This window comes from Streptomyces sp. NPDC043176, from assembly GCF_056436715.1.
This window is the reverse complement of record NZ_JBWKCA010000016.1, coordinates 1-22123: the sequence shown is the minus strand read 5'-3', so window position 1 is coordinate 22123 and position 22123 is coordinate 1. Positions and strand designations below refer to the sequence as shown.

Sequence of the window (22123 nt, the reverse complement as noted above, 5' to 3'; positions counted from 1 at the left end):
TTCGTCCGGGGGTGGCCGGTGTGGGCGCCCCACTCGGAAGTTTCTCCCAACCGCCCACCTGGCCGCAGGTGTTCGCGGGCGGTGGGCGGTGGGCGGGGGCGGGGAGGGGGAGGCGAGGGTTACTTGGACATGATGGCGCGGAGGGCGAAGCCGGAGGCGGTCGTCCAGTAGGTGACGAGCTGGCCGTCGTCGGCGTAGAGCTTGGCGACGGGCAGGGGGACGTCGATGGGGGAGCCCGCGTGGGTGCCGGCCTTGGCGCCCTGGAGGGTGAGGGTGATGCCGGTGGCCTCGTACTCGTCGCGGGCGCCGCCGGCGACGAGCAGGGCGGCGTAGCCCTCGCGGCCGGGGTCGAGGGTGACGGGCTTGCCCGGGTCGGGGTCGGTGTCCTTGAGGACGGGGGTGTCGGCCTGGGAGTCGGCGCCGATCCGTACGTGGGGGTAGCGGAAGAGGTTGCACTTCTTCTCGCTGACGTTCTGGACGGTGAGGAGGAGGTGCCTCGGCTCCTTGCTGTCCGGGGGCTCCAGTTCGGAGGAGACGGCGAGTTGTTCCTGCGTGCAGGTGGGGATGGCGGTGCGGCCGCCACCGTTTCCGTTGCCGTCCGTCGTCGCGCCGGGCTTCGGCGGCGCGGTCTCGGTCGGCGTGCCCGCGCTCGGCGAGGCGGTCCGGCTCGGCGTCGCCGACGCCGTGGCGCCCGGCGTCGACGAGCTCGTCGCGCTCGGCCCGCCCGAGCCCTTCCCCTGGTCCGAGCCGTCCTCCGACCCCTGGCACGCCGTCGACGTCAGCAGCGCCGCGACGACGGCGGCCCCGGCGGCGTACCGCCGTCGGCCCCTGGAGCTCCTGCGTGTGGGCAGACTGACCGAAGTCCTCATGATGTATCCCCCGTGTTCGGCCGTACGTGGCCGCTTCCGCACTGTCCTTGGCGAGCAGAGTCTGCTCGCCACCGGATCCCAAGAAGCCTGTGGGGCGCTTCTGTTACCGAGGAGGTACAGGGAGGAGTCCGTTCCGCCTGCATTCCCCGCACAGCGTCTCCCCCTCGGCCCCCCGGAACAGCATCGGCTGTGTGTGCCCACCCCCCTCGCACTCCCGCGCCCCCTCCAGCCGCGCCGACAGCCGTTGCCCACCCGGCCCGGCCGTCGCGGCCCCCACGGCCTCGGGCTCGGGCTCGGACTCGGGTGCGGGCCCGGATGCGGGTACGGGCCCGGGTGCGTGCGCGGGCGCCAGAACCCTCGGCGGCACCTCCCTCAGCAGGAACCTCACCAGCCCCCCGGGCCGGTGTACGGGCGTCCCGGCGCCCGGCATCCCCCGCAGCACGTGCTCGTGCACCTCCCCCGACGAGTACCCCGCCTCCAACCACCGCTCCGCCAGCCGCGCGAGCTCCTCCCGCATGCCGGGCGGGATGGCCCTCAGCGCGGGGGAGAGGAGGTGCAGTACGCCGACCAGCGCGCGGGCGGCTTCCAGGTGAGGACCCTCGGTCCCGGGCGAGGTGGTCCCGGTAGCCCCGGTCGCTTCCGCCGCCCCGGCCGCCCCGGCCACCCTCGTTGCCTCGGCCACCTCGGCCGCCTCGGTCGCTTCCGCCGCCTCGGCCACCTCGGCCGCCTCGGCCACCCCGGCCGCCCCTCCACCTCCCACCCCGCCCGGAAGGTAGGAGGTGTCTTCCCCCAGGTCTTTCTCTGGATGACCGTCGGTCGGCGGGGTCCCCGGCTCACCGACGACCGGCTCACCGGCACCCGGTTTCCGAGGACCCGGTACGACCTGCGGCGATACGAGGTCCGAGCAGACGGGCAGTGGTGTCCCCGCGAGGAGCTTCACCGCCTCGGCGGGGCTCAACGGGGTGCTGGAGACCAGCTGTTGTGTCACCCAGCGTCCGCCTTCCCCCTGTACCCGGCGCTCGTGCACGAACCCCTCGTCCTTCAACTGCCGCTTCGCACGGGTGAACGCGCATGCACCGATTCGGGCACGTTCCGCGGTACGGGACAACGACTCGCGGGCGCCCCGCGGAAGGGAAAGCTGCCAGGTCAGAAGCCGCACGGCGTCGGAGCTCAGCCGGGGGTGCCGAATGATGTCGTGCGAGAGCTGAGTGAAGGCACGCGAGGGAGAGCTAAAGTGCCGGTAGATCACGGTGGATCCCTGTTTCCATCGGTGGTCGAGGCCCCCGGCTGATGTTCCAAGCATCGCCGGGGGCCATTTCGCGTGAACGTATCCCACTCAGGGTGTCGACGCCGACACGATCGGTGATCGTCGCCCGTACGAGTGAGCGACCTTTCGCTTCCGCTCGTCTGGCGCGCCGACGGGATGCCCGAGGCGGCGTACGGCATCGGTGGAGGTCCCGTGACGTGGAGATCCCCGGCGGGAACCAGGAGCAGTGCGAGAGGATGACGGCGCTGATCCAGGGCGCGGAGTGGTTTCCGCCGGAGGGGTTCCTCGCGCACGCGTCGGGGCCGGACGGTTCCGGGAGATGGCGGATCGTGGACTTCTTCGAGACGGAGGAGCACTTCGAGGCCTTCGCGCAGAAGGCGATGCCGTTCTTCGAGGAGGCGGGGCCCGGGAGGCCGTTCCGAGCGTGCAGCAGGCGGTGAACGTGGTCGTGCGGGGCGGGGGCGGCTGAACGGCCTCCGGGCCCGAAGGCTGCCGAAGGTCGCCGAAAATGCTTTGCGGGGCGGGGGCGTCGGGAGCCACCCTCTCGGGCATGACCAGTCATCCTTCCCGCCCCGTCGCGGACCTGTTCTCCGCCGACGGGCGCCTCAAGGCGATCCCGCGCAAGCCCGCACGCCGCGAGGCGCTGCTCGCGCACCTCGCCGCGACCCTGTTCGAGGCGGACCGGACCTACCGCGAGCCCGAGGTCAACGAGGCCCTGAGCGCCGTGCACGAGGACTTCCCGGCCCTGCGCCGATACCTGGTGATCGGCGGGTTCCTGACCCGTACGAAGGACGGGGCGGACTACCGCCGACAGCAGCAGCCCGGCACCCCCGGAGGCGCGATCCCCGCCGTCGCGTGATGGGCGGGACGGTCGTGGCCGGGCTGTTGGCCGGCTACGGCATCGCGATCCCGGTCGGCGCCGTCGGCGCCCACCTGGTGGCGGTCGCGGCCCGCTCCCCGTGGCGTACGGGTGCGGGCGCGGCCCTGGGCATCGCGGCGGCGGACGGCGTGTACGCGCTGCTCGCCGTGCTCGGCGGGGCGGCGCTCGTCCCGGTGATCGCTCCCGTGACGACCCCGCTGCGGTGGATCTCGGCCGTGGTGCTCGTGGGGCTCGCGGCGCGGGCGACGTGGACGGCCGTACGGGCCTACCGGGCGCGCTCGGCGCCCACGCGGGACGGGACGGGCGCCCCGCTCACCCCGGTCCGGGCCTTCCTCGCCTTCCTCGGCATCACGATCCTCAACCCGATGACGGTGATCTACTTCGCCGCCCTGATCCTCGCCCGCGGCCCCTCGGCCGCGTCGACCGTCACCGAAGGCACCGTCTTCGTCCTCGCCGCACTCGTCGCCTCGGCCAGCTGGCAACTGCTGCTCTCCACGGGCGGCACCCTCCTCGGCCGGGTCCTGACCGGCCCGCGAGGCCGCCTCACGACCGCCCTGGCGTCGAGCGCGCTCATCGCGGCGCTGGCGGTGGGCCTCGTGGTGTGACCCCCGGGCCGGGCAAGAGGCTTCGCTGAAGGGCTAGTTGCTGGGGATGTAGTAGTCGCAGCCGGTGCCGTTGCCCCAGTTGGTCGCGTTGAGGAGCGCGGTACCCGTCGTCGGCCCCACGATCCCGTCCTGATTCAGGCCCTTCCACTTCTGGAAGGCCCTGATCGCACCGTCGGTGTCCGGGCCGAAGAGACGGTCCTCGGCGATCGGGTGGTAACCGGTCTGCCACCACAGGTCGTTGAAGAGGTCCTGGAAGCACCCCACCCCTTCCCGGGTGTTCGGCTGCCCGTAGCCGATCCACTGGGCCCAGGGGTGGGCCTGGGCGGGAGCGGCCCACGCGCCCAGGGCGAGAGCGGTGCTTGCCGCGACGAATCCGAGTCGGGCCATCGGCGCCTTGAAGTTCACGTGCGAATCCTCGATTCCTGAAGGGTGTCGGCGTGACCGGCCGCCCCGCACCCCAGTAGCGGGGCAACCGCCCTCAGCCTCCCGCCTCCCTCCAACAGCCCACCAACAGAAGATCAACGGTGTCGGCGTCCCACGGGCACAGGCCCTCCGGATGATCAGGCGGTCCACGGCTGCGTCCCCCGGGCCCTCGCGATCCCCCTGGTGTCGCCATCCCCCTGGTGTCGCCGTCTCCGCCTTTCGTGACGTCTCAGTGCCCGGAAGCGGCTTGCCCTGGGACGGGCGTTCGGGTCAGGCTCCTGCGCTGATCGTCCGGAGGTGGTCCGGGCGGCTTCGGAGAACGGGGGAGCCGTGACGGGGCGGGTACTGGGGTCGGGGTTGCGGCAGCGGCATCTGGCGATGATCGCGCTGGGCGGGGCGATCGGGGCCGGGCTGTTCGTGGGGTCGGGGTTCGGGATCGCGGCGGCCGGACCGGGAATCCTGGTGGCGTACGCGCTGGCCGGGGTGCTGACGGTGCTGGTGATGCGGATGCTGGGGGAGATGTCGGCGGCGCGTCCGGTGACGGGCTCGTTCGCGGAGCACGCGCGGCGGGCGTTCGGGCCGTGGGCGGGGCTGCTGGCCGGGTGGATGTACTGGGCGCTGCTCGTGGTGAGCGTGGCGGCGGAGGCCGTCGGGGCGGCGCGCATCGTGGGCGGCTGGGTGCCGGGGGTGCCCGGCTGGGCGTGGGTGGCCGTCTTCATGAGCGTGTTCACCGTGAGCAACCTGGCCGGGGTGCGCAACTTCGGTGAGCTGGAGTTCTGGTTCGCGGGTCTGAAGATCGCCGCCATCGGCGGCTTCCTCGTGCTCGGGGCGGTCGTCGTCGCGGGGCTGCTCCCCGGCCATCCGTCCCCCGGCGCCGCCCACCTCACCGGCGACGGCGGCTTCCTGCCGCACGGCTGGCACGGCGTGGCCGTCGGCATGGTCGCGGCCGTGTTCGCCTTCGGCGGCCTGGAGACCGTCACGATCGCGGCGGCGGAGTCCGACGACCCGGTCCGCGCCGTGCGCGCGGGCGTACGGGCCGTCATGTGGCGCGTGTCGGTCTGCTACCTGGGCTCGATGGCGGTCATCGTCACCCTCGTCCCGTGGAACGCGCCCGGCGTCGCCGACGGCCCGTACGCCGCCGTGATGGACACCCTCGGCGTCCCCGGCGCCGCCGACCTCATGAAGGCCGTCGTGCTCGTCGCCCTCCTGTCGGCGATGAACGCCAACGTCTACGGCTCCTCGCGCATGCTGTACGCCCTGGTCGGCCGCGGCGACGCGCCCCGCCCCCTGGGCCGGCTGCGCGCCGGCGTGCCCTACGCCGCCGTCCTCGCCTCCGCCGCCTTCGGCTTCGTCTCGGTCGTCCTCAGCCTGCTCTGGCCGCGTACGGTCTTCCCGTTCCTGCTCAACTCCATCGGCGCCGCGATCCTGATCGTCTGGGCGCTGATCGCCGCGTCGCACCTGCGGCTGCACGGCCCGTCCGCACGGGCCTGTCTCGCCCTCGCGGGCATCGGCGCGGTGCTGCTCTTCATGCTCGGCGACGCGGCCAGCCGCACCCAGCTCCTCACCACCGGCTGCTGGGCCGCCGCCCTGCTGGCCTGGGCGTGGGTCAGGAGCGTCAGGAACGCGCGTACCGGGCCAGGAACAGATCCACTCCCGAACTGATCACCCGCGTCAGCTCGGCGTCGTCGATCTCGGCCGCGGGCGAGAAGGTGCGGACGAGCTGCGGCACGCCCAGCGTCGCCGCGACCAACTGCTGCACGGCGAGGGCCGGATCCGGCACGTCGAGCGTGCCGCGCGCGTTCAGCTCCGTGAAGGCCTCGATGAGCGGACCGTTGTTCATGTCGTAGCTCACCCGGTACCAGAGCTGCCCCAGCTGCGGGAAACGGTCTATCTCGCCGATCACCAGCCGCCGCAGCGACATGATGTCCGGCCGCAGCAGGATCCGGGCCCAGTCCGTGGTCAGCCTGATCAGCGCCGCCCGCAGGTCCGGCGCCTCGGCGATGGTGGAGTTCGACGGCTCCAGATCCGCGTACGTCTTCGGCAGCACCCCGCCGATCACCGCGAGGAACAGCCGCTCCTTGCTGCCGAAGTGCTTGTAGATCGTCGCCTTCGAGACGCCCGAGCCGCGGGTGATCGCGTCCATCGACGCCGCCGAGTAGCCCTCCGCGAGGAACTCCGCGAGCGCCGCGTCGATGATCGCCTGCCGCTTCCGCGACGCCGCGTCCGCGGGGTCCGGGATGATCGGGATGCCGTACTCGTCGAGGGCGTCCTGGGTCTCGGCTCCGGCTCCCATGGGGGTGTCCTTACGCGGGGTGACGACGGGGGGTGGCTATGGGGTACTGCGGGGTGACTTCGGGGTGACTTCGGGGACTGCGGGGGTGACAGGGAACCGTCAGTATATGAACTGAACGGTTTGGTCTGCAAAGGGCGGGCGCGGCGCCGAACCGGCCGGGAACGCGTCGCGGGCCGCTCATGTCGTCGGGGCCGCCAGGGCGGCCAGGGCCGGCCCCGCCGCGACCCCGACCAGGAACGCCAGGTTGAAGAGGCTGATCGCGAGGCCGTGACGGGCCTGCGGCAGGCCACCGGTCGCGGCACCCGTGAGGAGCCCCTGCCCTCCTGCGGTGACGAGGGCGCTCATCCCCGAGCCGACGAGGACCACAGCCGGCCACGGCGCGGCGAGCGCGAGCACGAGCGCCCCCGCCGAACCCGTCCCCAGCACCATCCGGACCCTGCGTGCTCCCAGGATCAGCGCCGACCGGATCAGCAGCCACGACAGCAGCGCCCCCGCGAGCGCCGCCAGCGACGCGACCGCACCCGTCTGCACGGAACTCCAGCCGGTGAGGGCGGCGACGCGGCGCGGAGCCGCGTACAGCAGGGCGAAGTTGACGATCGAGAGGACGAGCATGAGGCCGGCGGCGGTGCGGAAGCGGGCGTTGCGGAGGATGTCGAGGGGGAGGGCGGGGGCGGGGGTGAGTGTCGGGGTGAGTGTGGGGGTGGGGGAGGGACTGGGGGCGGGTGCGAGGTTGGGGTCGGGGTGGAGTGTGGGGGAGTGGCTGGGGGTGGGGGAGGGGCGCGGGATCGGGATGTACCTCGGCTCCTGTCCCTGGGCCGACAGGCGGAGGGCCGGGGCGAGGGCGAGGAGGCTGAGGAGGGGGAGGACCAGGGCGGCGCGCCAGTCGAGGGCTCCGGCGACGGCCGCGCCGGCGAAGAGGCCGATGGTGCCGCCGGCGGCGCTGCCGATGGCGACGAGCCCGGGGGTGCGGCCCGTGGAGTCCCGGCCGGCGAGCTGGAAGGCGGCGATGTTCAGGCCGGCCGCGCCCGCCGCCTCCAGGGCGCGCCCGGCGACCGCCAGGGAGAGGGTGGGGGCGAGGAGGACGAGCAGGGCGCCGAGGGCGACGAGGACGGCGGCGGCCCGTATGACGCCGGCGGGCCCGTGCCGGCGGCCGGCCGTGGCCGACAGGAGCGGGGTGCCGGCCGCCATCCCGAGCCCGTACGCCGTCATCAGCCAGGCCGCCGAAGCCGGGGACACGGCCAGTTCGCGGGCCGCCTCCGGAAGGGCGAGGCTCGGGCCGGACACGCCCATCGCCGCGGGCGCGGCGAGCGCCGCCAGCAGCAGTCCGGCCCGGGTGCCGCCGCGTGGAGCGGCGTCGCGTAGGGGCGTCGACGTGGACACGGCGGTCATGCCGGCATCCGTCCCATCGCGCCGTGCCTGAAGTCCCGTTCCGCCTGACGGAGTTCGGCGGCCGTGTTCATCACGAACGGGCCGCTCCGGGCGACCGGTTCGCCGATCGGCTCACCGGTGAGGACGAGCACTTCGGCCGCCCAGCGGGGGTGTGAGGCGGCGACGGTGACCGGCTCGTCGCCCGGGGCCGGGGCGTCGGCCGGGCCCGCCTTGTGGGTCGGGCCCGGCTCGTCGGTCCCGTGCGGCTCGTCGAACGGGCCCGCCTCGATCGTGAAGCGTTCGCCGTCCCGGGCGAGGACGGCGAGGTGGCCGTCGGGGAGGTGGGTGCCGGAGACGGTGGCCGCGCCCTGGAGGACGTAGACCATCGCGTTGTGACCGGTGGGGACGGTGAACTCGGCGCGGCCGCCGGGCGTGAGGCGGCCGTGGGCGACGAGGACGGACGTACGGGTCTCGAAGGGGCCCGTCACGCCGTGGCTGGTGCCGGCGAGGACGGTCACGGAGGTGCCGTCCGGGGCGACGGCGACGGGGAGTTCGGCGGCCTCGGCGTTCTGGCTGTGCGGCGGGAGGGCCTTCAGCCGGGCGGGAAGGTTCAGCCAGATCTGGAGCATGTGCTGACGGCCGCCGGAGGCGAGGAACTCCTCGGTGGGCAGGGCCTCGTGGACGATTCCGGCACCGGCGGTCAGCCACTGGACGCCACCGGAGCGGACGACGGCGTGGTGGCCGCGGGAGTCGGCGTTCGCGATGTCGCCGTCGAGCACGTACTGGATCGTCTCGAAACCGCGGTGAGGGTGCGGGGGAGCGCCCTTCGCCTCGCCGGGCCCGAGGTCGACCGGCCCGACCTGGTCGACCATCAGGAAAGGGTCGACGAAGGGGAGGTCCTCGGTGGGGAAGGGGCGGCGGACGGGGAATCCGGCGCCCTCGTAGGTGTGGACGGGGCGGGTGACACGGGCGACGGCCCGCGCGGTGGTGCTCGCGGTGGCGGTGGCGGTGGCGGTGGCGGTGGCGGGGGTCGCGGTCGCCGCCACGGCGGTCGCGGAGTCGATCACGGAGGAAGCCATGCGTCGAATGAACTACACCATTCAGTTCACTGTCAAGACTGAACTGTTTTGTTGACTGAACCGGTTGGTTGACAGACTGAACCGACCGGTTTAGCTTCGTCGTCGTCGAGTCCGGCGCCCGCCGGCTCACCCGACGAACTGGGGGGTTCCCATGTCCGCGTCCTCGATCCTCGCCATCTCCGGCTCGCTCCGCGCCGACTCGCACAACACGCTGCTGCTGCGTGCCGCACGGAAGTTCAATCCCGGCGGCATGGAGATCGAGATCTACGAAGGCCTGCGCGACATCCCGCCGTACGACCTCGACCTCGACACCCCCGACCTGCGACCGGCCGCCGTCCGCGACCTCCGCCGCCGCGTCGCCGAGGCGGACGGCCTGCTCATCGCGACCCCGGAGTTCAACTACTCCGTCCCCGGCGTCCTCAAGAACGCCCTCGACTGGCTCAGCACCGACTGGACCCGCACCGAGGGCCTCCCCCTGAGCCGCAAGCCCACCGCCATCCTCGGCGCCGGCCCCGGCGCCTTCGGCACCGTCCGCGCACAGATCGCCCTCCGCCAGATCCTCGTCTGCACCGACAACGACGTCGTCGTGAAGCCCGAGGTCCACGTCTTCCGTTCCCACGAGCGCTTCGACGCCGACGGCCACCTCACCGACGACACCACCGTCACGCTCCTCCAGGACCTCCTCACCGCCCTCCACTCCAAGATCGAAGGGGCGGCGACCCGCGCATGACACCCTCCGAGTTCGCGTCTGAGTACGGGCCCGCGCCTGAGTGCGAGCCCCTGCCCGCGTACGAGCCCGCGCCCGCGCCCGCCTACGAGCCTGCGCCCGCACCGGACCCCGTGCCCGCGCCGGACCCTGTGCCCGCGCCGGACCCTGTGCCCGCGCCGGACCCTGTGCCCGCGACCGTGACGTACGTCGGGACCGCGACGGTTCTCCTCCGTCTCGGCGGTCTCACCGTCCTCACCGACCCCGCGTTCGACGAGGCCCCCGCCGACTATCCGGGGGCTCGCCCCCTCCGTCGCACCACCGGCCCCGCGCTCGCCGCCGACCGGCTGCCGCACGTCGACCTGGTCCTGCTCTCCCACGACCAGCACGCCGACAACCTCGACCACGCCGGCCGCGAGGTGCTCGCCCGGGCGGCGACGGTCCTCACCACGCCCGAGGCTGCCGAACGCCTCGGCGACGACGGTCTGACGAACGGCCGGATCGAGGGCCTCGCGCCCTGGGAGAGCCGGAAGGTCACCGCCGGCGGCACCACGGTCACGGTCACCGCCACCCCGGCCCGTCACGGCCCGGCGGGCACCGAGCACGTCACCGGGCCCGTGACCGGCTTCGTCGTCGAGTACGACGGCGGGACCCTGTACGTCTCCGGCGACACCGTCCGCCACGACGCCCTGGCCGAGATCGGCGCCCGCTTCGCCATCGACACCGCCTTCCTCCACCTCGGCGACGCCCACTTCCCCACCACCGGCGACCGCGCCTTCTCCATGAGCGCCCGGGAAGGCGCCGCCCTCGCCCGGACCCTGGACGCCCGTACCGTCATCCCCCTCCACTTCGACTCCTGGGACCACCTCGCCGAGGACCCCGCCCGCATCACCGCGGCCTTCGCCACTCCCGACCTCGCGGGCCGCCTCCGCCTCCTCCCGCCGGGCGTAACCGAAACGCTCTGATCACCTGGCCGGAAACATGCGATGATCATCCCCAACTGTCGGCAGGGGGCCGACATTTAGGGGGATTACCACCATGCGCATCCCGCAGCGGATCGCCGCCGCCGTCGCCATCGCCTTCACGGCCACCGGCCTGGCCTTCACCGCGGTCACGCTCGCCGCCCCGACCGACGCCCAGTCGTCCACGGTCCAGGCCGGCACCATCACCAACCGTCCGTGACTCCGGGGGGATTCATGAACATCACGGCCCGCATCACCATCGTTGTCGCGGCGGCCGCCGCCGCCTTCGGCCTCGCCGCCGGCGCCCTCACCCTTCAGCCGTCAGCCGGAGCCACCACGGTCCAGGCCGGCAACATCGTCAACATGCCGTGAACCCGGGGGGATCCATGAGCATCAAGACCCGCGTCACCTTCGCCCTGGCGGTGGCCGTCGCCGCGTTCGGCTTCGCCGCCGGCGCGTTCGCGCTCCAGTCGTCCGCCGCCGACAGCGGCACGGTCCAGGCCGGCACCGTCACCAACCATCCGTAACTCTCGCTGGAGATCATCCCCATGACCCGCACCATCGCCCTCGCGCTCGGCGCGCTGTCGCTGCTCGTCCTCGGTGTGACCGCCGCGACCGTCCCGGGTGGGGCGGAGCGCGTATCGGCGCACACGATCGTGCCTGAGTAGGGCGCGCAAGGAAGTACGGATCCGGCCTCTCCCGTCGTGTACGGGGGAGGCCGGACGCGTGTCAGGGGGTGCGGCGGGAACAGACGGCGAGGGCGACGGTGCCGGCGAGGGCCAGGGCGGTGCCGGCGGCGAGGACACCGCGGTGGGAGCGCCAGGAGAGTACGGAGCGGGTCGATCGGGCGGAGAGCAGGGAGCAGACGCTCGCCCAGGAGCCGACGGACGCGATGGACTGGGCGGAGCCGATGGAGCCGATCGACAGGGCGGAGCCGACGGAGCCGACGGACATGAAGGAGCCGACCGAGCCGATGGAGAGGGTCGAGCCGACCGAGCCCACGGACAGGAACGAGTCCCGGGACCACAGGGACAGGGGCGAGGTGCGCTGAGTGGTCATGCGGCGATCCTAGGCAGGGCCGGGACGACCGGCGAGCGGGTGCGGCGGGGTGGGTGGGCGCTCGGGCGCTCGGGCGCTCGGGCGGGCGGGCGATGAGTTCCGGAGGTGCGGGGAGTCGTTCTCGGAGAGTCGCCGCGGGAAGCCGCTGTCGTCGCGATATCACCGTGGACGCGGTGTCGCGGTGTCGCGGTGCCGCCGAGGTCGTGGTGCCGTCGTGGTCGTGGAGGAGGACGTACGTGGAGCAGTTGCTGAGGGTCATGAACTTCAGCGTGTCGAGCGACGGGTTCGGGGCGGGGGTGGGGCAGAGCCTGGAGAGGCCGTTCGGGCATGCGGAGCCGGGGGAGATGTTCGCGTGGGCGGGGGCGACGGCGAGCTGGCCGATGAGGACGGATTCGGGGGGCAGCAGAGGGCTCGACGACTACTTCACGCGGGACTTCGCACGGAACATCGGCGCGGAGATCATGGGCCGGAACAAGTTCGGGCCGCAGCGGGGGCCGTGGGTCGATCACGAGTGGAAGGGCTGGTGGGGTGAGGAACCGCCTTTCCGGACGCCGGTGTTCGTCATGACGCACCACCCGCGGCCGTCGTTCACGCTGTCGGACACGACGTTCCACTTCGTGGACGAGGAACCGGCGAAGGTCCTCGCGAGGGCGCGGGAGGCGGCGAAGGGCCAGGACGTCCGGCTGGGTGGCGGGGCGACGGTGATCCGGGAGTTCCTCGACGCCGACCTGGTCGACACGCTGCACGTGGCGGTGTCGCCGGTGGAGCTGGGGGCCGGGGCGCGGCTCTGGGAGTCCCCGGACGAGCTGCTGGACCGCTTCGAGCACGAGGCGGTGGTGAGCCCGAGGGGCGGGGTGACGCACCACCTGTTCTGGCGCCGCTGAGTACCTGTGTCCGAGTCGCCCAAGTCGGCCGTTCGGTGTGCGGTCCGACCTTCGCGGCCTCGGGTGATTCGTCGGGTCATCAACGTGATCGCAGCCCAAGTGACGAGGCTTCGGAGCGCTGGATGAGCCGTTCGTAGCCGCGTGCGTGGCGGCGGGCGCGCATCGGCCAGGCCAGTGTCCGCTCGACCACCCAACGGCGGGCCAGGCCAGTGTCCGCTCGACCACCCAGCGGCGGGGCAGGGCGACGAATCCGGTGGCGTCCTTGGGCCGGCTGAGCGTTTTGATGGTGAGGCGGAGGTGCTCCTTGGCCCAGGTGACGAGCCGGCCCGCGTGGGCGGAGTCGGCCCAGACGATGACACCGACCCTACGGGCCCGGTCCGCCCCCGGGCCCGGCCGGTGAGTTGGCACCGGCCGGGGGTCGTGCGCGGCGGTCGGCCGCGGGGAACTGTGCGCGGAGGTCAGTCGCGGGGAGATGTGCGCGGCGGTCGGTCGCGCCACCAGTCGAAGCGGCCGCGGTTGTCGTCGTCGGTGTCCTGCTGGTCGGTGGAGATGGTGAGGACGATGTCGCGGAGGGGGCCGTCGAGGTGGTCGGCGAGGGCGCGGCCGGCGAGGTCGAGGTCGTCGAGGAGGGGGGTGTACTCGGCGGCGATGGAGCTGCCGACGGAGCCGCTGGCGGCGAGGGCGTCGAGGTCGTAGAGGGCGCGGGCGAGGGCGGTGGTGGTGTCGCCGCGGATGTGCTCGGCGGCCTTGGCGAGGCCTTCGGCGGCACGCTTGTGCTCGTCGTGGTCGACGAAGACGCTCCAGCTGCCCGCGTTGGTCCCTGTGACGGGGCCGGGGGTCGTGGCGAAGGACGCGCCCCTGGTGCCGGAGCCGGTTCCGTCGGGGAGGTCGTCGCCGGAGCTGCCGCGGATGCCGTCGGGGAGGTCGCCGCCGGAGCTGCCGCGGATGCCGTCGGGGAGGTCGCCTCCCGAGCTGCCGCGGACGCCGTCGCCCAGGTCGCCGCCGATGGCGCGGCCGAGGAGGCCGCCGAGGGTGGTGGGGACGGTCTTGACGGCGATGACGTCCTCGTCGCCGCGGGCGCGGGCGGCGCCTTCCCGGGCTTCGGCGAGGGTCGTCGTCACGTTGGTCTCCAGGTCTTCCCTGGCGACGTCGATGTGCCGCTGGAGTGTGGCGTTGGGGGCGGCGGTGCCGATGTCGGGGTTCATCGTCCGGAGGTACGAGACGATGTCCTGGGCGCGGTCCTTGCCGATGGCGATGGTGTCGCCGCAGCCCTGGATCTCGGCGGCGATGGTCAGGGCGGCGGCGGTCGTCCGGTCGAAGCACGCGCGGACGCGGGTCCAGTGCGCCTCCAGGGCCTTGAGCGCCTCGCCGCGCCCGCTGGAGATCAACCGCTGGACGGCCTTGGTCGCTTTGTGGCCGTCCTCCTCCAGGGAGGACCGGTAGGAGCGGAGGTGTCCGTCGGCGTCGGACGACCGGTCCTCGTTCGCCTCGATCCAGGGCAGGGCGTACTGGTCCATCAGCGCCCGGTCGCCGTCCATCGGTTCGACTGCCATGTGAACTCCCCCTGGATGTCCGGTCGTTGGTCGAAAACGGTCTCATGGGACACGGGTGCCGACAAGGGCTGCACGGCGGGGTGGCGCGGGGTCGTGCGTCAGCGGTCGGCGGCCTGGAAACCGCGCAGGCGGAGGCTGTTGCCGACCACGAAGACCGAGGAGAAGGCCATGGCCGCGCCCGCGATCATCGGGTTGAGCAGTCCGGCCGCGGCGAGCGGCAGGGCGGCCACGTTGTAGGCGAAGGCCCAGAAGAGGTTCGAGCGGATCGTGCCGAGGGTCCTGCGCGAGAGCCGGATGGCGTCGGCCGCGGCCCGCAGGTCGCCCCGTACGAGGGTCAGGTCGCCGGCCTCGATGGCGGCGTCCGTCCCGGTGCCCATCGCCAGACCCAGGTCGGCCTGGGCGAGCGCGGCGGCGTCGTTCACGCCGTCGCCGACCATGGCGACCGAACGCCCCTCGGCCTGCAGCCGCTTGACGACGTCGACCTTGTCCTGCGGCATGACCTCGGCGATGACCTCGTCGATGCCGACCTCGGCGGCGACGGCCTCGGCGACCGCCTTGTTGTCGCCGGTGAGCAGGATCGGGGTGAGCCCCAGGGCGCGGAGCCGGCGGATGGCCTCCGGGCTGGTCTCCTTCACGGCGTCGGCGACCTCCAGGACCGCGCGGGCCTCGCCGTCCCAGGCCACGGCGATCACGGTCCTGCCGGTCTTCTCGGCCGTGTCCTTCGCGGACTTGAGGTCCGCCGGGAGGGCCATGGCCCACTCCTCGAGCAGCTTCTCCCGGCCGACGAGGACGGCGTGGCCGTCGACGACGCCCTGGACGCCGAGACCGGGGACGTTGGCGAAGTCCTCGGGGGTGGGCAGGGTGCCGACCCTGGCGGCGGCGCCGGTGGCGACGGCCTGCGCGATCGGGTGCTCGGAGGAGTGCTCCAGGGCGCCGGCGAGGCGCAGGACGTCGGTCTCGACGGTGCCGTCGGCGGTGTGGACCTTGATGAGGGTCATCAGGCCGGTGGTGACGGTGCCGGTCTTGTCGAGGACGATGGTGTCGACCTTGCGGGTGGTCTCCAGGACCTCGGGGCCCTTGATCAGGATGCCGAGCTGGGCGCCGCGGCCGGTGCCGACCATGAGGGCGGTCGGGGTGGCCAGGCCGAGGGCGCAGGGGCAGGCGATGATCAGGACGGCGACGGCGGCGGTGAAGGCCGCGGTCAGGCCCTGTCCGGTGCCGAGCCAGAAGCCGAGGGTGCCGAGCGCGAGCGCGATGACGACGGGGACGAAGACGGCGGAGATCCGGTCGGCGAGGCGCTGGGCGGCGGCCTTGCCGTTCTGCGCGTCCTCGACGAGCTTCGCCATCCGGGCGAGCTGGGTGTCGGCGCCGACGCGGGTGGCCTCGACGACCAGCCGGCCGCCGGCGTTCAGGGTGGCGCCGGTGACCGAGTCGCCGACCGAGACCTCGACCGGGACGGACTCGCCGGTGAGCATGGAGGCGTCGACGGCCGAGGATCCCTCGACGACGGTGCCGTCGGTGGCGATCTTCTCGCCCGGGCGGACCAGGAAGCGGTCCCCGACCTGGAGTTCCGCGGTGGGTACGGTGACCTCGCGGTCGTTCCTGAGGACGGTCACCTCCTTCGCGCCCAGCTGCATCAGCGCCTTCAGTGCGGCGCCCGCCTTGCGCTTGGAGCGGGCCTCGAAGTACCGGCCGGCCAGGATGAAGGCGGTGACGCCGGCGGCGGCCTCCAGGTAGATGTTCCCGGCGCCGTCGGTGCGGGCGATCGTGAACTCGAAGGGGTGCGTCATACCCGGCGTACCGGCCGTGCCGAGGAACAGCGCCCACAGCGACCACAGGAACGCGGCGGTCGTGCCGACCGAGATCAGGGTGTCCATGGTGGCGGCGCCGTGCCTGGCGTTGGTCCAGGCGGCCTTGTGGAACGGCCAGGCGGCGTAGACGACGACCGGGGCGGCGAGGGTGAGGCTCAGCCACTGCCAGTACTCGATCTGGAGGGCCGGGACCATCGCCATCGCGATGACGGGCACGGCGAGCGAGACGGCGGTGACCAGGCGCTGCCTGAGCGGCCGCAGCTCCTCGTCGGCCTTCTCCTCGTCGCTCGGGCCCTCGGGGGCTCCGGCGGCGGCCGGACGCTCCGGCCCGGGCTCCCTGGCGGTGTAGCCGGTGGCCTCGACGGTGGCGATCAGGTCGGCGACGTCGACGTCGGCGTCGAAGGTGACCTTCGCCTTCTCGGTGGCGTAGTTGACGGTGGCCTCGACCCCGTCCATGCGGTTGAGCTTCTTCTCGATGCGGGCCGCGCAGGAGGCGCAGGTCATGCCGCCGATGGCGAGCTCGACCTGGGCGGTGCCCGGAGTGGTCGTGGTCATTTCCTGCTCCCTTTTGATTGGGCTCGGTTCGCCCGTCGTGGCGGCCGTTCGGCGGGGTCGGGCGGGGCCGGGGCCCGGGCGTGGCGGTGGGCCCCGGCGGCCGGGGTGGTGAGGGCGGCCGTCCGCCGACCGGGCGGACCGTCGCGTAGGGGACGGGGAGGCGGGCGGTCGTCCGTCGGCCGGGCGGACCGGCGTGTACCGGGACGGGGCGCGGGTGGGCGTCGGCCGGCCCGGCGGCGGATCAGGCCCGGCCGGTCAGCTCGTAGCCCGCGTCGTCGACGGCCGCGGTGATCGCGGCGTCGTCGGGCTCACCGCCGGTGGTCACGGTCACCAGGCCGCCGGCGACGTCGACGTCCACGGAGATGACGCCGTCGAGCGCGCTCACGGAGTCGGTGATCGCGGTCCTGCAGTGGCCGCACGTCATGCCGGAGACGGCGTAGACGGTGACGGTGCTGTCGGCGACGGCGGCGGTCTGCGTGGTGGAGCAGCTGTGGTCGGGGGTGCAGCAGGAGCCCATGGCTTCCTCCTCGGTCGGTTCCACTTTCTTCGATACCCTAGGGGGGTATCAGGTCGTGGGTCCATGTATACCCCCCAGTGGTATCTGAAGCAAGCGAATCGGCGGCTTGACTTGATACCCCCTAGGGGTATGGTGAAGTGTATGGGGGGAAGCGCGTCGAAGGGGTCACTGCGGCTCACCGCCGCTCACCCCCGCCCCCTCAACCCCTCCTCGCGCCCCTGTACGCCTCCGTCCCATACGCCCCTCACGTACGTACGCCCCTCACGTACGTACGCCCCTCACGCACGGGAGAGCAGCAATGAACACCGGAGTGAAGATCACCGCCTTTGCCGCCGCGCTCGCCGCGACCTTCGGGACCGCGTACGGGGTCGGCAAGGGGGTCGGGCCCGTCGGCGAACCGAAGCAGGCCGCGCACGGCGATCACGCCGCCGCGCCCGCACCCTCGAAGAGCCCCACGGTCGGCGGACACGCCGGCCGCGACGAGGGCGCCACGACCGGCACCCCCGCCACCGCGGAACCCCCCGGCGGCCTCCAGGTCTCCCAGGGCGGCTACACGCTCGCCCTGGAGACGCCCACGCCGCCCGCGGGCCGCAGCGTCCTCACGTTCTCGATCAAGGACGCGACCGGCAGGAAGGTCACCGCCTTCACCACCGAACACGGCAAGGAACTGCACTTCGTCGTCGCCTCGCGCGACCTCGGCACCTTCCGCCACCTGCACCCCGTCAAGGCCGCGGACGGCACCTGGTCGGTGGCCGCCGACCTCCCCGCCGCCGGCGGCTACAAGGCCTTCGCCGACTTCAAGCCCGCCACACCCGGCGCCAAGGCCGTCACCCTCGGCGCCGACCTCGCCGTACCCGGGGCGTACGCGCCCAAGCCGCTCCCCGCCGTCGCCTCGACCGCGACCGTCGACGGCTACCAGGTCCGGCTCGGCGGCACCCTCGACCCCGGCAAGGCCGGCGAGCTCCGGCTCACCGTGACCAAGGCCGGCGAGCCCGTCACCGACCTCGAGCCCTACCTCGGGGCGTACGGGCACCTCGTCGCCCTCCGCGACGGCGACCTCGCCTACCTCCACGTGCACCCGAACGAGGGTGGCCCCGGCCCCGACGTCTCCTTCACGGCGACCGCGCCCAGCCCCGGCGCGTACCGTCTCTTCCTGGACTTCCGGCACGAGGGCAAGGTCCGCACCGCCGCCTTCACGGTCACCACCGGAAGCGCGCGGGCGACCGGGAAGGCGACCGTTCCCGCCATCGGTGAGCCCACGCACGGTGCGGCGGGCCACGCGCACGGTTAGTCTGGTCATTGGACTAGACCTGTAGCCGTCATTCATGGAGGAATGGGCTCGATGAGCAACCGTGCAGTCCTTGAGGTGATCGCCCTCGACGAGGAGGACGCGGTCGCCGCCCAGACCGGCGGCGCCGACCGGCTCGAACTCGTCACCGACATGGCGGCGGACGGGCTCACACCGTCCACGGCCTCGTTCGCGGCGATCCGCGCCGCCGTCGACATCCCGCTGCGCGTGATGCTCCGCCTCACCGACGGCTTCGCCGCCGGAGACGTCGACGCCCTCGTCGGACGGGCCCAGGAACTGCGGGCCGCCGGCGCCGACGAGTTCGTCCTCGGTTTCCTCACCCCCGACGGCGAGCCCGACCTGGTCGCCGTCGAGCGGCTGATCACCGTCCTCGACGGCTGCCGCTGGACCTTCCACCGGGCCATCGACCGCGCCGCCGACCGCGACGGACTCCGCAAGCGGCTCGCCGACCTGCCCGGCCTCGACACCTACCTCACCGCCGGCTCCGCCACCGGCGTCGACGACGGCCTCGCCACCCTCAAGGCCGAGGCCGCCCGCGCCGGCGAACCCGGCTACGAGCCCCAGATCCTCGTCGGCGGCGGCCTCCGCCTCGACCACCTCCCCGAGCTCCGCTCCGCCGGACTCACCGCCTTCCACATCGGCGGCGCCGCCCGCCCCCGGGGCTGGGCCGCCCCCGTCTCCCCCGACGCCGTCCGCACCTGGCGCACCGCCCTCGACACGTAACCCGCGGAGGGCCGGACCCGCACCACGCCCCCTCCGCCGGGGGCGCCCCAACTGAACCCGGGCGGCCCCGGGCCGCGCCCTGACCTCCGCGGCCCTGGGTGGTGCCCTGACCTTCGCCGCCCGGGCGGGGCCCTGACCTCCGCCGGTCTGGGCGGTGCCCTGAACTCCGCTGTCTGGGTGGGCCTCGACCGTTGCCGCTCTGGGTGGGCCCCGCCCGCTGGGTCGGGGCCGCCACCCGCCCGCCGTGTGGGCCCGCGCCCCAGCCCGTGTGGGCCCGCGTCCGGCCGGACGGCCGTGCCGCCCCGCGGGTCCGGCGCCCGCGCCCCCGCCCGCGTGGGCCTCTGCGCCCGCCCCGCCCTGTGTGGGCGCTTGCGTCCGCCACCCACCCACCCCGCCGTGTGGGCAATCGTCCCGCTGGGCGGGACGGGTGGGCACACGGGACGGCGCCCTTTGCCGGGCCCAGGCTTTCCGTGCCTGAGCGGTGCGCCGAAGGTGCGGCGCCGTCGTGGGTTGTGCCCACCCGTTCCGCCCCGCGGAACGCCTGCCCACAACCCCGGGGCACGAGGTGGGCGCCGTCCACAACCCGTGGGGCGCAGGGTGGGCGTGGCCGCGACTCTGGGGCCCGGTGGCTCCGCAACCCAGGGGCCGGGTGCGGCCTGTGGCCCGGGTACGGGGAGGGGCGGCCCACAACCCGGGCGCGGCCCACAACCTGGGCACGGGGAGGCGCGGCCCACAACCCGGGCGCGGCCTGTGACTCGGGTACGGGGAGGCGCGGCCTGTGACTCGGGTACGGGGAGGTGCGGCCCGCGACCGGGGGCACTGGGTGGGGTGAAAACTTATGGCCGGGGCCGGAGCGGGGCGGCTAGCCTCCGCGGCATGGCGCTCACGCGGATGCAACCCGGCGAACTGGACATCGACACGGCCCTCGTGGAGGGGCTGGTCAAGAGGCGCTTCCCCGAGTGGGCGGGGCTGAGCGTGCGGGCGGTGGACTCGGCGGGTACGGACAACGCGATGTTCCGGCTCGGGGAGGAGTTCGTCGTACGGCTGCCCCGGGTCCCGTACGCGGCGGCCCAGGTGGAGAAGGAGCAGCGGTGGCTGCCGTTGCTCGCCCCGCACCTGCCGCTGGCGGTTCCGGTGCCGGTGGGGCGGGCGGAGGCGGGGGAGGGCTTCCCGCTGCCGTGGTCGGTGTACCGGTGGCTCGACGGGGACGACGCGTTCGACGCGCCGGTCGCCGATCTCGCGCACGCTGCCGTGGAGTTGGGTCGTTTCGGGCGCGCCCTGCGGGCTGTCGACGCGAGTGGCGGCCCCGCCTCGTTCCGGGGCGGGCCGGTGACGGCGTGGGAGGACGGGAACCTCCCGGGGGCGATCCGCGCCCTCGCGGCGGACGGCGGTGTCGACGCCGAACAGGCCTTTGCCGCATGGGAGTCGGTGCTGCGGCTGCCGCAGTGGGAGGGCGCTCCCGTCTGGGTGCACGCCGACCTGCTGCCCGGCAACCTCCTGACCCGCGACGGCCGTCTCAGCGCCGTCATCGACTTCGGCTGCATCGGTGTCGGCGACCCCGCCTGCGACACGATGCCGGCCTGGACGCTGCTGACGGCCGGCACCCGGGACCTCTTCCGCGAGGCGTCCGGTGTCGACGACGCCACCTGGGCGCGCGGGCGCGGCTGGGCCCTCGCCTGGGGTCTGGTGACCGAGAACTACTACCGCGTGACGAACCCGGTCCTCGCGGAGGTCGCCCGCCGTACGCGCACGGAGGCCCTGGCGGAGTACGCGGCCGGCGTCTGAGGGCCTCGCGGGCTTCGCGGCAGCGCGGCCCGGGCCCGTAACGCCGTCGGGGGACCCGTGTACCCGTACAGGCGTCCGGACGCGGCGAAGGCCCGTCGCGACCGTCGGATGACGGTGGGGACGGGCCTTCGGGGGTGGAGCCCGGGTGGGCTCGCCCGGTCGGTGCGGGCTGTGCGGGCTGTGCGGGCTGTGCGGGTGGTGCGGGTGGTGCGTTCGGCGTGGGCTGTGGGCTGGGCGGGCGGTGCGTTCGGAGCGGTCGGTGCAGGCTGTGTGGGTTGTGCGTTCGGTGCGGTCGGGCTCAAGGGCCCGTGTGTTCATGGGAGTTACTTGGGGTCGCGGTCGAACTGTGCCTTCGACCAGAAGTAGCCGAGGACGGTGAGGCCGAGGCACCAGGCGACGGCGATCCAGCCGTTGTGGCCGATCTCGGTGCCGAGGAGGAGGCCGCGGAGGGTCTCGATGGCGGGGGTGAAGGGCTGGTACTCGGCGATCGGCTGGAACCAGCCCGGCATGGAGGTCAGGGGGACGAAGGCGCTGGAGATCAGCGGGAGCAGGATGAGCGGCATCGCGCTGTTGCTGGCGGCCTCGGCGTTCGGGCTGCCCATGCCCATGCCGACCGCGATCCAGGTGAAGGCCAGGGCGAACAGCGCGAGCAGGCCGAAGGCGGCGAGCCACTCCAGGAGGGTGGCGTCCGTGGAGCGGAAGCCGATGGCCGCGGCGACGCCGCCGACGAGGGTGACGCTGACGACCGACTGGAGGACGCTGCCGGCGACGTGTCCGAAGAGGACGGAGCCGCGGTGGATGGCCATGGTCCGGAAGCGGGCGATGATGCCCTCGGTCATGTCGGTGGAGACGGAGACGGCGGTGCCGACGACGGTGGAGCCGATGGTCATCATCAGGATGCCGGGGACGATGTAGGCGATGTACGCCGAGCGGCCTCCGCCGCCGCTGAGACCCGCGCTCATCGCGTCTCCGAAGACGTAGACGAAGAGCAGCAGCAGCATGATCGGCGTGAGCAGCAGGTTCAGGGTGAGCGACGGGTAGCGGCGGGCGTGCAGGAGGTTGCGGCGCAGCATCGTGGACGAGTCGCGCAGGGCGAGGGAGAGGGAGCTCATCGGACGTTCTCCTTGGGCTGGTTCTGCTGGGCGGGGATGTCGGTGGTGCCGGTGAGGGCGAAGAAGACGTCGTCGAGGTCGGGGGTGTGGACGGTGAGTTCGTCGGCCTCGATGCCGGCCGCGTCGAGCCGGTCGAGGACGGAGCGCAGGTCGCGCTGGCTGCCGTCGCTGGGGATCTGGAGGGCGAGGGCCTCGTCGTCCCGCGCCGCGCCGCTCAGGGCGGCGGCGGCGGTCCGGTAGGCGTCGGGGGCGGTGAAGCGGAGGCGTACGTGGCCGCCGGGGACGAGGCGCTTGAGTTCCTCGGCGGTGCCTTCGGCGGCGATCCTGCCGTTGTTCAGGACGGCGATGCGGTCGGCGAGTTGG

At 73.4% G+C, this 22123-nt stretch carries 23 protein-coding genes and 2 pseudogenes; 13 read left to right on the top strand and 12 right to left on the bottom strand.

Annotated features, from left to right (window positions below):
• Nucleotides 1–119: 119 nt before the first annotated feature.
• Nucleotides 120–869 carry a DUF4232 domain-containing protein gene (locus AC067A_RS24580; RefSeq protein ID WP_479244637.1) on the bottom strand — a complete coding sequence of 250 codons (750 nt, stop codon included), beginning with the start codon at nucleotides 867–869 and terminating at the stop codon, nucleotides 120–122.
• 1464 nt (nucleotides 870–2333) lie between these two features.
• Between AC067A_RS24580 and AC067A_RS24575 the strand changes: the two genes are divergently transcribed.
• The 3 genes from AC067A_RS24575 (at nucleotide 2334) to AC067A_RS24565 (ending at nucleotide 3621) form a co-directional block, all read left to right on the top strand.
• Complete coding sequence (locus AC067A_RS24575; protein WP_479244636.1) at nucleotides 2334–2576, top strand: hypothetical protein; 243 nt, start codon at nucleotides 2334–2336, stop codon at nucleotides 2574–2576.
• Nucleotides 2577–2686: 110 nt separating this feature from the next.
• Nucleotides 2687–2995 carry a DUF2087 domain-containing protein gene (locus AC067A_RS24570; RefSeq protein ID WP_479244635.1) on the top strand — a complete coding sequence of 103 codons (309 nt, stop codon included), beginning with the start codon at nucleotides 2687–2689 and terminating at the stop codon, nucleotides 2993–2995.
• On the top strand, nucleotides 2995–3621 hold the full coding sequence (locus tag AC067A_RS24565) for a LysE family transporter (RefSeq protein ID WP_479244634.1): 627 nt from the start codon (nucleotides 2995–2997) through the stop codon (nucleotides 3619–3621). The genes AC067A_RS24570 and AC067A_RS24565 overlap by 1 nt, the downstream gene beginning before the upstream one ends.
• A gap of 33 nt (nucleotides 3622–3654) precedes the next feature.
• On the opposite strand, the gene AC067A_RS24560 is transcribed toward AC067A_RS24565, so the two are convergent.
• Nucleotides 3655–4026 carry a peptidoglycan-binding domain-containing protein gene (locus tag AC067A_RS24560; protein ID WP_479244633.1) on the bottom strand — a complete coding sequence of 124 codons (372 nt, stop codon included), beginning with the start codon at nucleotides 4024–4026 and terminating at the stop codon, nucleotides 3655–3657.
• 315 nt (nucleotides 4027–4341) lie between these two features.
• Between AC067A_RS24560 and AC067A_RS24555 the strand changes: the two genes are divergently transcribed.
• The gene (locus AC067A_RS24555) at nucleotides 4342–5706 is read left to right on the top strand and encodes an amino acid permease (RefSeq protein ID WP_479244632.1); all 1365 of its coding nucleotides are present in this window, start codon (nucleotides 4342–4344) and stop codon (nucleotides 5704–5706) included.
• Here AC067A_RS24555 and AC067A_RS24550 read toward each other — a convergent pair.
• The 3 genes from AC067A_RS24550 to AC067A_RS24540 form a co-directional block, all read right to left on the bottom strand.
• Entirely contained in the window at nucleotides 5660–6337 is a 678-nt protein-coding gene (locus tag AC067A_RS24550) for a TetR/AcrR family transcriptional regulator (RefSeq protein WP_479244631.1), read from the bottom strand. The two genes, AC067A_RS24555 and AC067A_RS24550, sit on opposite strands and share 47 nt — an antisense overlap.
• A 177-nt stretch (nucleotides 6338–6514) precedes the next feature.
• Nucleotides 6515–7726, bottom strand: coding sequence for an MFS transporter (locus AC067A_RS24545; protein WP_479244630.1), 1212 nt, complete (start codon nucleotides 7724–7726; stop codon nucleotides 6515–6517).
• Nucleotides 7723–8784 (bottom strand): pirin family protein, encoded by a 1062-nt coding sequence (locus AC067A_RS24540; RefSeq protein WP_479244629.1) that lies wholly within the window; start codon nucleotides 8782–8784, stop codon nucleotides 7723–7725. The genes AC067A_RS24545 and AC067A_RS24540 overlap by 4 nt, the downstream gene beginning before the upstream one ends.
• Before the next feature lie 151 nt (nucleotides 8785–8935).
• On the opposite strand from AC067A_RS24540, the gene AC067A_RS24535 reads away from it, so the two are divergent.
• The 5 genes from AC067A_RS24535 (at nucleotide 8936) to AC067A_RS24515 (ending at nucleotide 10979) form a co-directional block, all read left to right on the top strand.
• Nucleotides 8936–9514 (top strand): NADPH-dependent FMN reductase, encoded by a 579-nt coding sequence (locus AC067A_RS24535; RefSeq protein ID WP_479244628.1) that lies wholly within the window; start codon nucleotides 8936–8938, stop codon nucleotides 9512–9514.
• A gap of 176 nt (nucleotides 9515–9690) precedes the next feature.
• Nucleotides 9691–10455: an MBL fold metallo-hydrolase gene (locus tag AC067A_RS24530; protein WP_479244627.1), complete on the top strand. Its 765-nt coding sequence runs from the start codon at nucleotides 9691–9693 to the stop codon at nucleotides 10453–10455.
• A gap of 73 nt (nucleotides 10456–10528) precedes the next feature.
• Nucleotides 10529–10672, top strand: a complete 144-nt coding sequence (locus AC067A_RS24525; protein WP_479244626.1) for a hypothetical protein — start codon at nucleotides 10529–10531, stop codon at nucleotides 10670–10672.
• A 14-nt stretch (nucleotides 10673–10686) separates the two neighbouring features.
• Nucleotides 10687–10824: a hypothetical protein gene (locus AC067A_RS24520; RefSeq protein ID WP_479244625.1), complete on the top strand. Its 138-nt coding sequence runs from the start codon at nucleotides 10687–10689 to the stop codon at nucleotides 10822–10824.
• Nucleotides 10825–10838: 14 nt separating this feature from the next.
• Complete coding sequence (locus AC067A_RS24515) at nucleotides 10839–10979, top strand: hypothetical protein (RefSeq protein ID WP_479244624.1); 141 nt, start codon at nucleotides 10839–10841, stop codon at nucleotides 10977–10979.
• A gap of 202 nt (nucleotides 10980–11181) precedes the next feature.
• Here AC067A_RS24515 and AC067A_RS24510 read toward each other — a convergent pair whose 3' ends face one another.
• The gene (locus AC067A_RS24510; RefSeq protein ID WP_479244623.1) at nucleotides 11182–11511 is read right to left on the bottom strand and encodes a hypothetical protein; all 330 of its coding nucleotides are present in this window, start codon (nucleotides 11509–11511) and stop codon (nucleotides 11182–11184) included.
• Nucleotides 11512–11747: 236 nt separating this feature from the next.
• Here AC067A_RS24510 and AC067A_RS24505 point away from each other — a divergent pair, with 236 nt between their 5' ends.
• The gene (locus AC067A_RS24505) at nucleotides 11748–12395 is read left to right on the top strand and encodes a dihydrofolate reductase family protein (protein WP_479244622.1); all 648 of its coding nucleotides are present in this window, start codon (nucleotides 11748–11750) and stop codon (nucleotides 12393–12395) included.
• On the opposite strand, the pseudogene AC067A_RS24500 reads toward AC067A_RS24505, so the two are convergent.
• The 4 genes and pseudogenes from AC067A_RS24500 to AC067A_RS24485 form a co-directional block, all read right to left on the bottom strand.
• Nucleotides 12290–12749: pseudogene (locus AC067A_RS24500) on the bottom strand (hypothetical protein); the annotation flags it as partial. The gene AC067A_RS24505 and the pseudogene AC067A_RS24500 sit on opposite strands and share 106 nt — an antisense overlap.
• A 104-nt stretch (nucleotides 12750–12853) precedes the next feature.
• Complete coding sequence (locus AC067A_RS24495; protein WP_479244621.1) at nucleotides 12854–13948, bottom strand: hypothetical protein; 1095 nt, start codon at nucleotides 13946–13948, stop codon at nucleotides 12854–12856.
• Nucleotides 13949–14046: 98 nt separating this feature from the next.
• Nucleotides 14047–16314, bottom strand: coding sequence for a heavy metal translocating P-type ATPase (locus tag AC067A_RS24490; RefSeq protein WP_479244620.1), 2268 nt, complete (start codon nucleotides 16312–16314; stop codon nucleotides 14047–14049).
• 241 nt (nucleotides 16315–16555) lie between these two features.
• Nucleotides 16556–16831, bottom strand: a complete 276-nt coding sequence (locus AC067A_RS24485) for a heavy-metal-associated domain-containing protein (protein WP_479244764.1) — start codon at nucleotides 16829–16831, stop codon at nucleotides 16556–16558.
• A 298-nt stretch (nucleotides 16832–17129) separates the two neighbouring features.
• Here AC067A_RS24485 and AC067A_RS24480 point away from each other — a divergent pair, with 298 nt between their 5' ends.
• From AC067A_RS24480 to AC067A_RS24470, 3 genes are all read left to right on the top strand, one after another.
• Complete coding sequence (locus AC067A_RS24480; RefSeq protein ID WP_479244619.1) at nucleotides 17130–18122, top strand: hypothetical protein; 993 nt, start codon at nucleotides 17130–17132, stop codon at nucleotides 18120–18122.
• Between the two features lie 51 nt (nucleotides 18123–18173).
• Entirely contained in the window at nucleotides 18174–18863 is a 690-nt protein-coding gene (locus tag AC067A_RS24475) for a copper homeostasis protein CutC (RefSeq protein ID WP_479244618.1), read from the top strand.
• An 876-nt stretch (nucleotides 18864–19739) separates the two neighbouring features.
• Nucleotides 19740–20648, top strand: a complete 909-nt coding sequence (locus AC067A_RS24470) for an aminoglycoside phosphotransferase family protein (protein ID WP_479244617.1) — start codon at nucleotides 19740–19742, stop codon at nucleotides 20646–20648.
• A gap of 323 nt (nucleotides 20649–20971) precedes the next feature.
• On the opposite strand, the gene AC067A_RS24465 is transcribed toward AC067A_RS24470, so the two are convergent.
• Entirely contained in the window at nucleotides 20972–21760 is a 789-nt protein-coding gene (locus tag AC067A_RS24465; protein ID WP_479244616.1) for an ABC transporter permease, read from the bottom strand.
• A pseudogene (locus tag AC067A_RS24460) lies at nucleotides 21757–22123 on the bottom strand (ABC transporter); the annotation flags it as partial. The pseudogene AC067A_RS24460 and the gene AC067A_RS24465, both read right to left, overlap by 4 nt.

Coding starts and splice junctions, on each gene's coding strand:
- AC067A_RS24580 (WP_479244637.1), bottom strand. CDS start 869: ATGAGGACTTCGGTCAGTCTGCCCACACGCAGGAGCTCCAGGGGCCGA.
- AC067A_RS24570 (WP_479244635.1), top strand. CDS start 2,687: ATGACCAGTCATCCTTCCCGCCCCGTCGCGGACCTGTTCTCCGCCGAC.
- AC067A_RS24565 (WP_479244634.1), top strand. CDS start 2,995: ATGGGCGGGACGGTCGTGGCCGGGCTGTTGGCCGGCTACGGCATCGCG.
- AC067A_RS24550 (WP_479244631.1), bottom strand. CDS start 6,337: ATGGGAGCCGGAGCCGAGACCCAGGACGCCCTCGACGAGTACGGCATC.
- AC067A_RS24545 (WP_479244630.1), bottom strand. CDS start 7,726: ATGACCGCCGTGTCCACGTCGACGCCCCTACGCGACGCCGCTCCACGC.
- AC067A_RS24540 (WP_479244629.1), bottom strand. CDS start 8,784: ATGGCTTCCTCCGTGATCGACTCCGCGACCGCCGTGGCGGCGACCGCG.
- AC067A_RS24535 (WP_479244628.1), top strand. CDS start 8,936: ATGTCCGCGTCCTCGATCCTCGCCATCTCCGGCTCGCTCCGCGCCGAC.
- AC067A_RS24525 (WP_479244626.1), top strand. CDS start 10,529: ATGCGCATCCCGCAGCGGATCGCCGCCGCCGTCGCCATCGCCTTCACG.
- AC067A_RS24520 (WP_479244625.1), top strand. CDS start 10,687: ATGAACATCACGGCCCGCATCACCATCGTTGTCGCGGCGGCCGCCGCC.
- AC067A_RS24515 (WP_479244624.1), top strand. CDS start 10,839: ATGAGCATCAAGACCCGCGTCACCTTCGCCCTGGCGGTGGCCGTCGCC.
- AC067A_RS24510 (WP_479244623.1), bottom strand. CDS start 11,511: ATGACCACTCAGCGCACCTCGCCCCTGTCCCTGTGGTCCCGGGACTCG.
- AC067A_RS24495 (WP_479244621.1), bottom strand. CDS start 13,948: ATGGCAGTCGAACCGATGGACGGCGACCGGGCGCTGATGGACCAGTAC.
- AC067A_RS24490 (WP_479244620.1), bottom strand. CDS start 16,314: ATGACCACGACCACTCCGGGCACCGCCCAGGTCGAGCTCGCCATCGGC.
- AC067A_RS24485 (WP_479244764.1), bottom strand. CDS start 16,831: ATGGGCTCCTGCTGCACCCCCGACCACAGCTGCTCCACCACGCAGACC.
- AC067A_RS24480 (WP_479244619.1), top strand. CDS start 17,130: ATGAACACCGGAGTGAAGATCACCGCCTTTGCCGCCGCGCTCGCCGCG.
- AC067A_RS24475 (WP_479244618.1), top strand. CDS start 18,174: ATGAGCAACCGTGCAGTCCTTGAGGTGATCGCCCTCGACGAGGAGGAC.
- AC067A_RS24470 (WP_479244617.1), top strand. CDS start 19,740: ATGGCGCTCACGCGGATGCAACCCGGCGAACTGGACATCGACACGGCC.
- AC067A_RS24465 (WP_479244616.1), bottom strand. CDS start 21,760: ATGAGCTCCCTCTCCCTCGCCCTGCGCGACTCGTCCACGATGCTGCGC.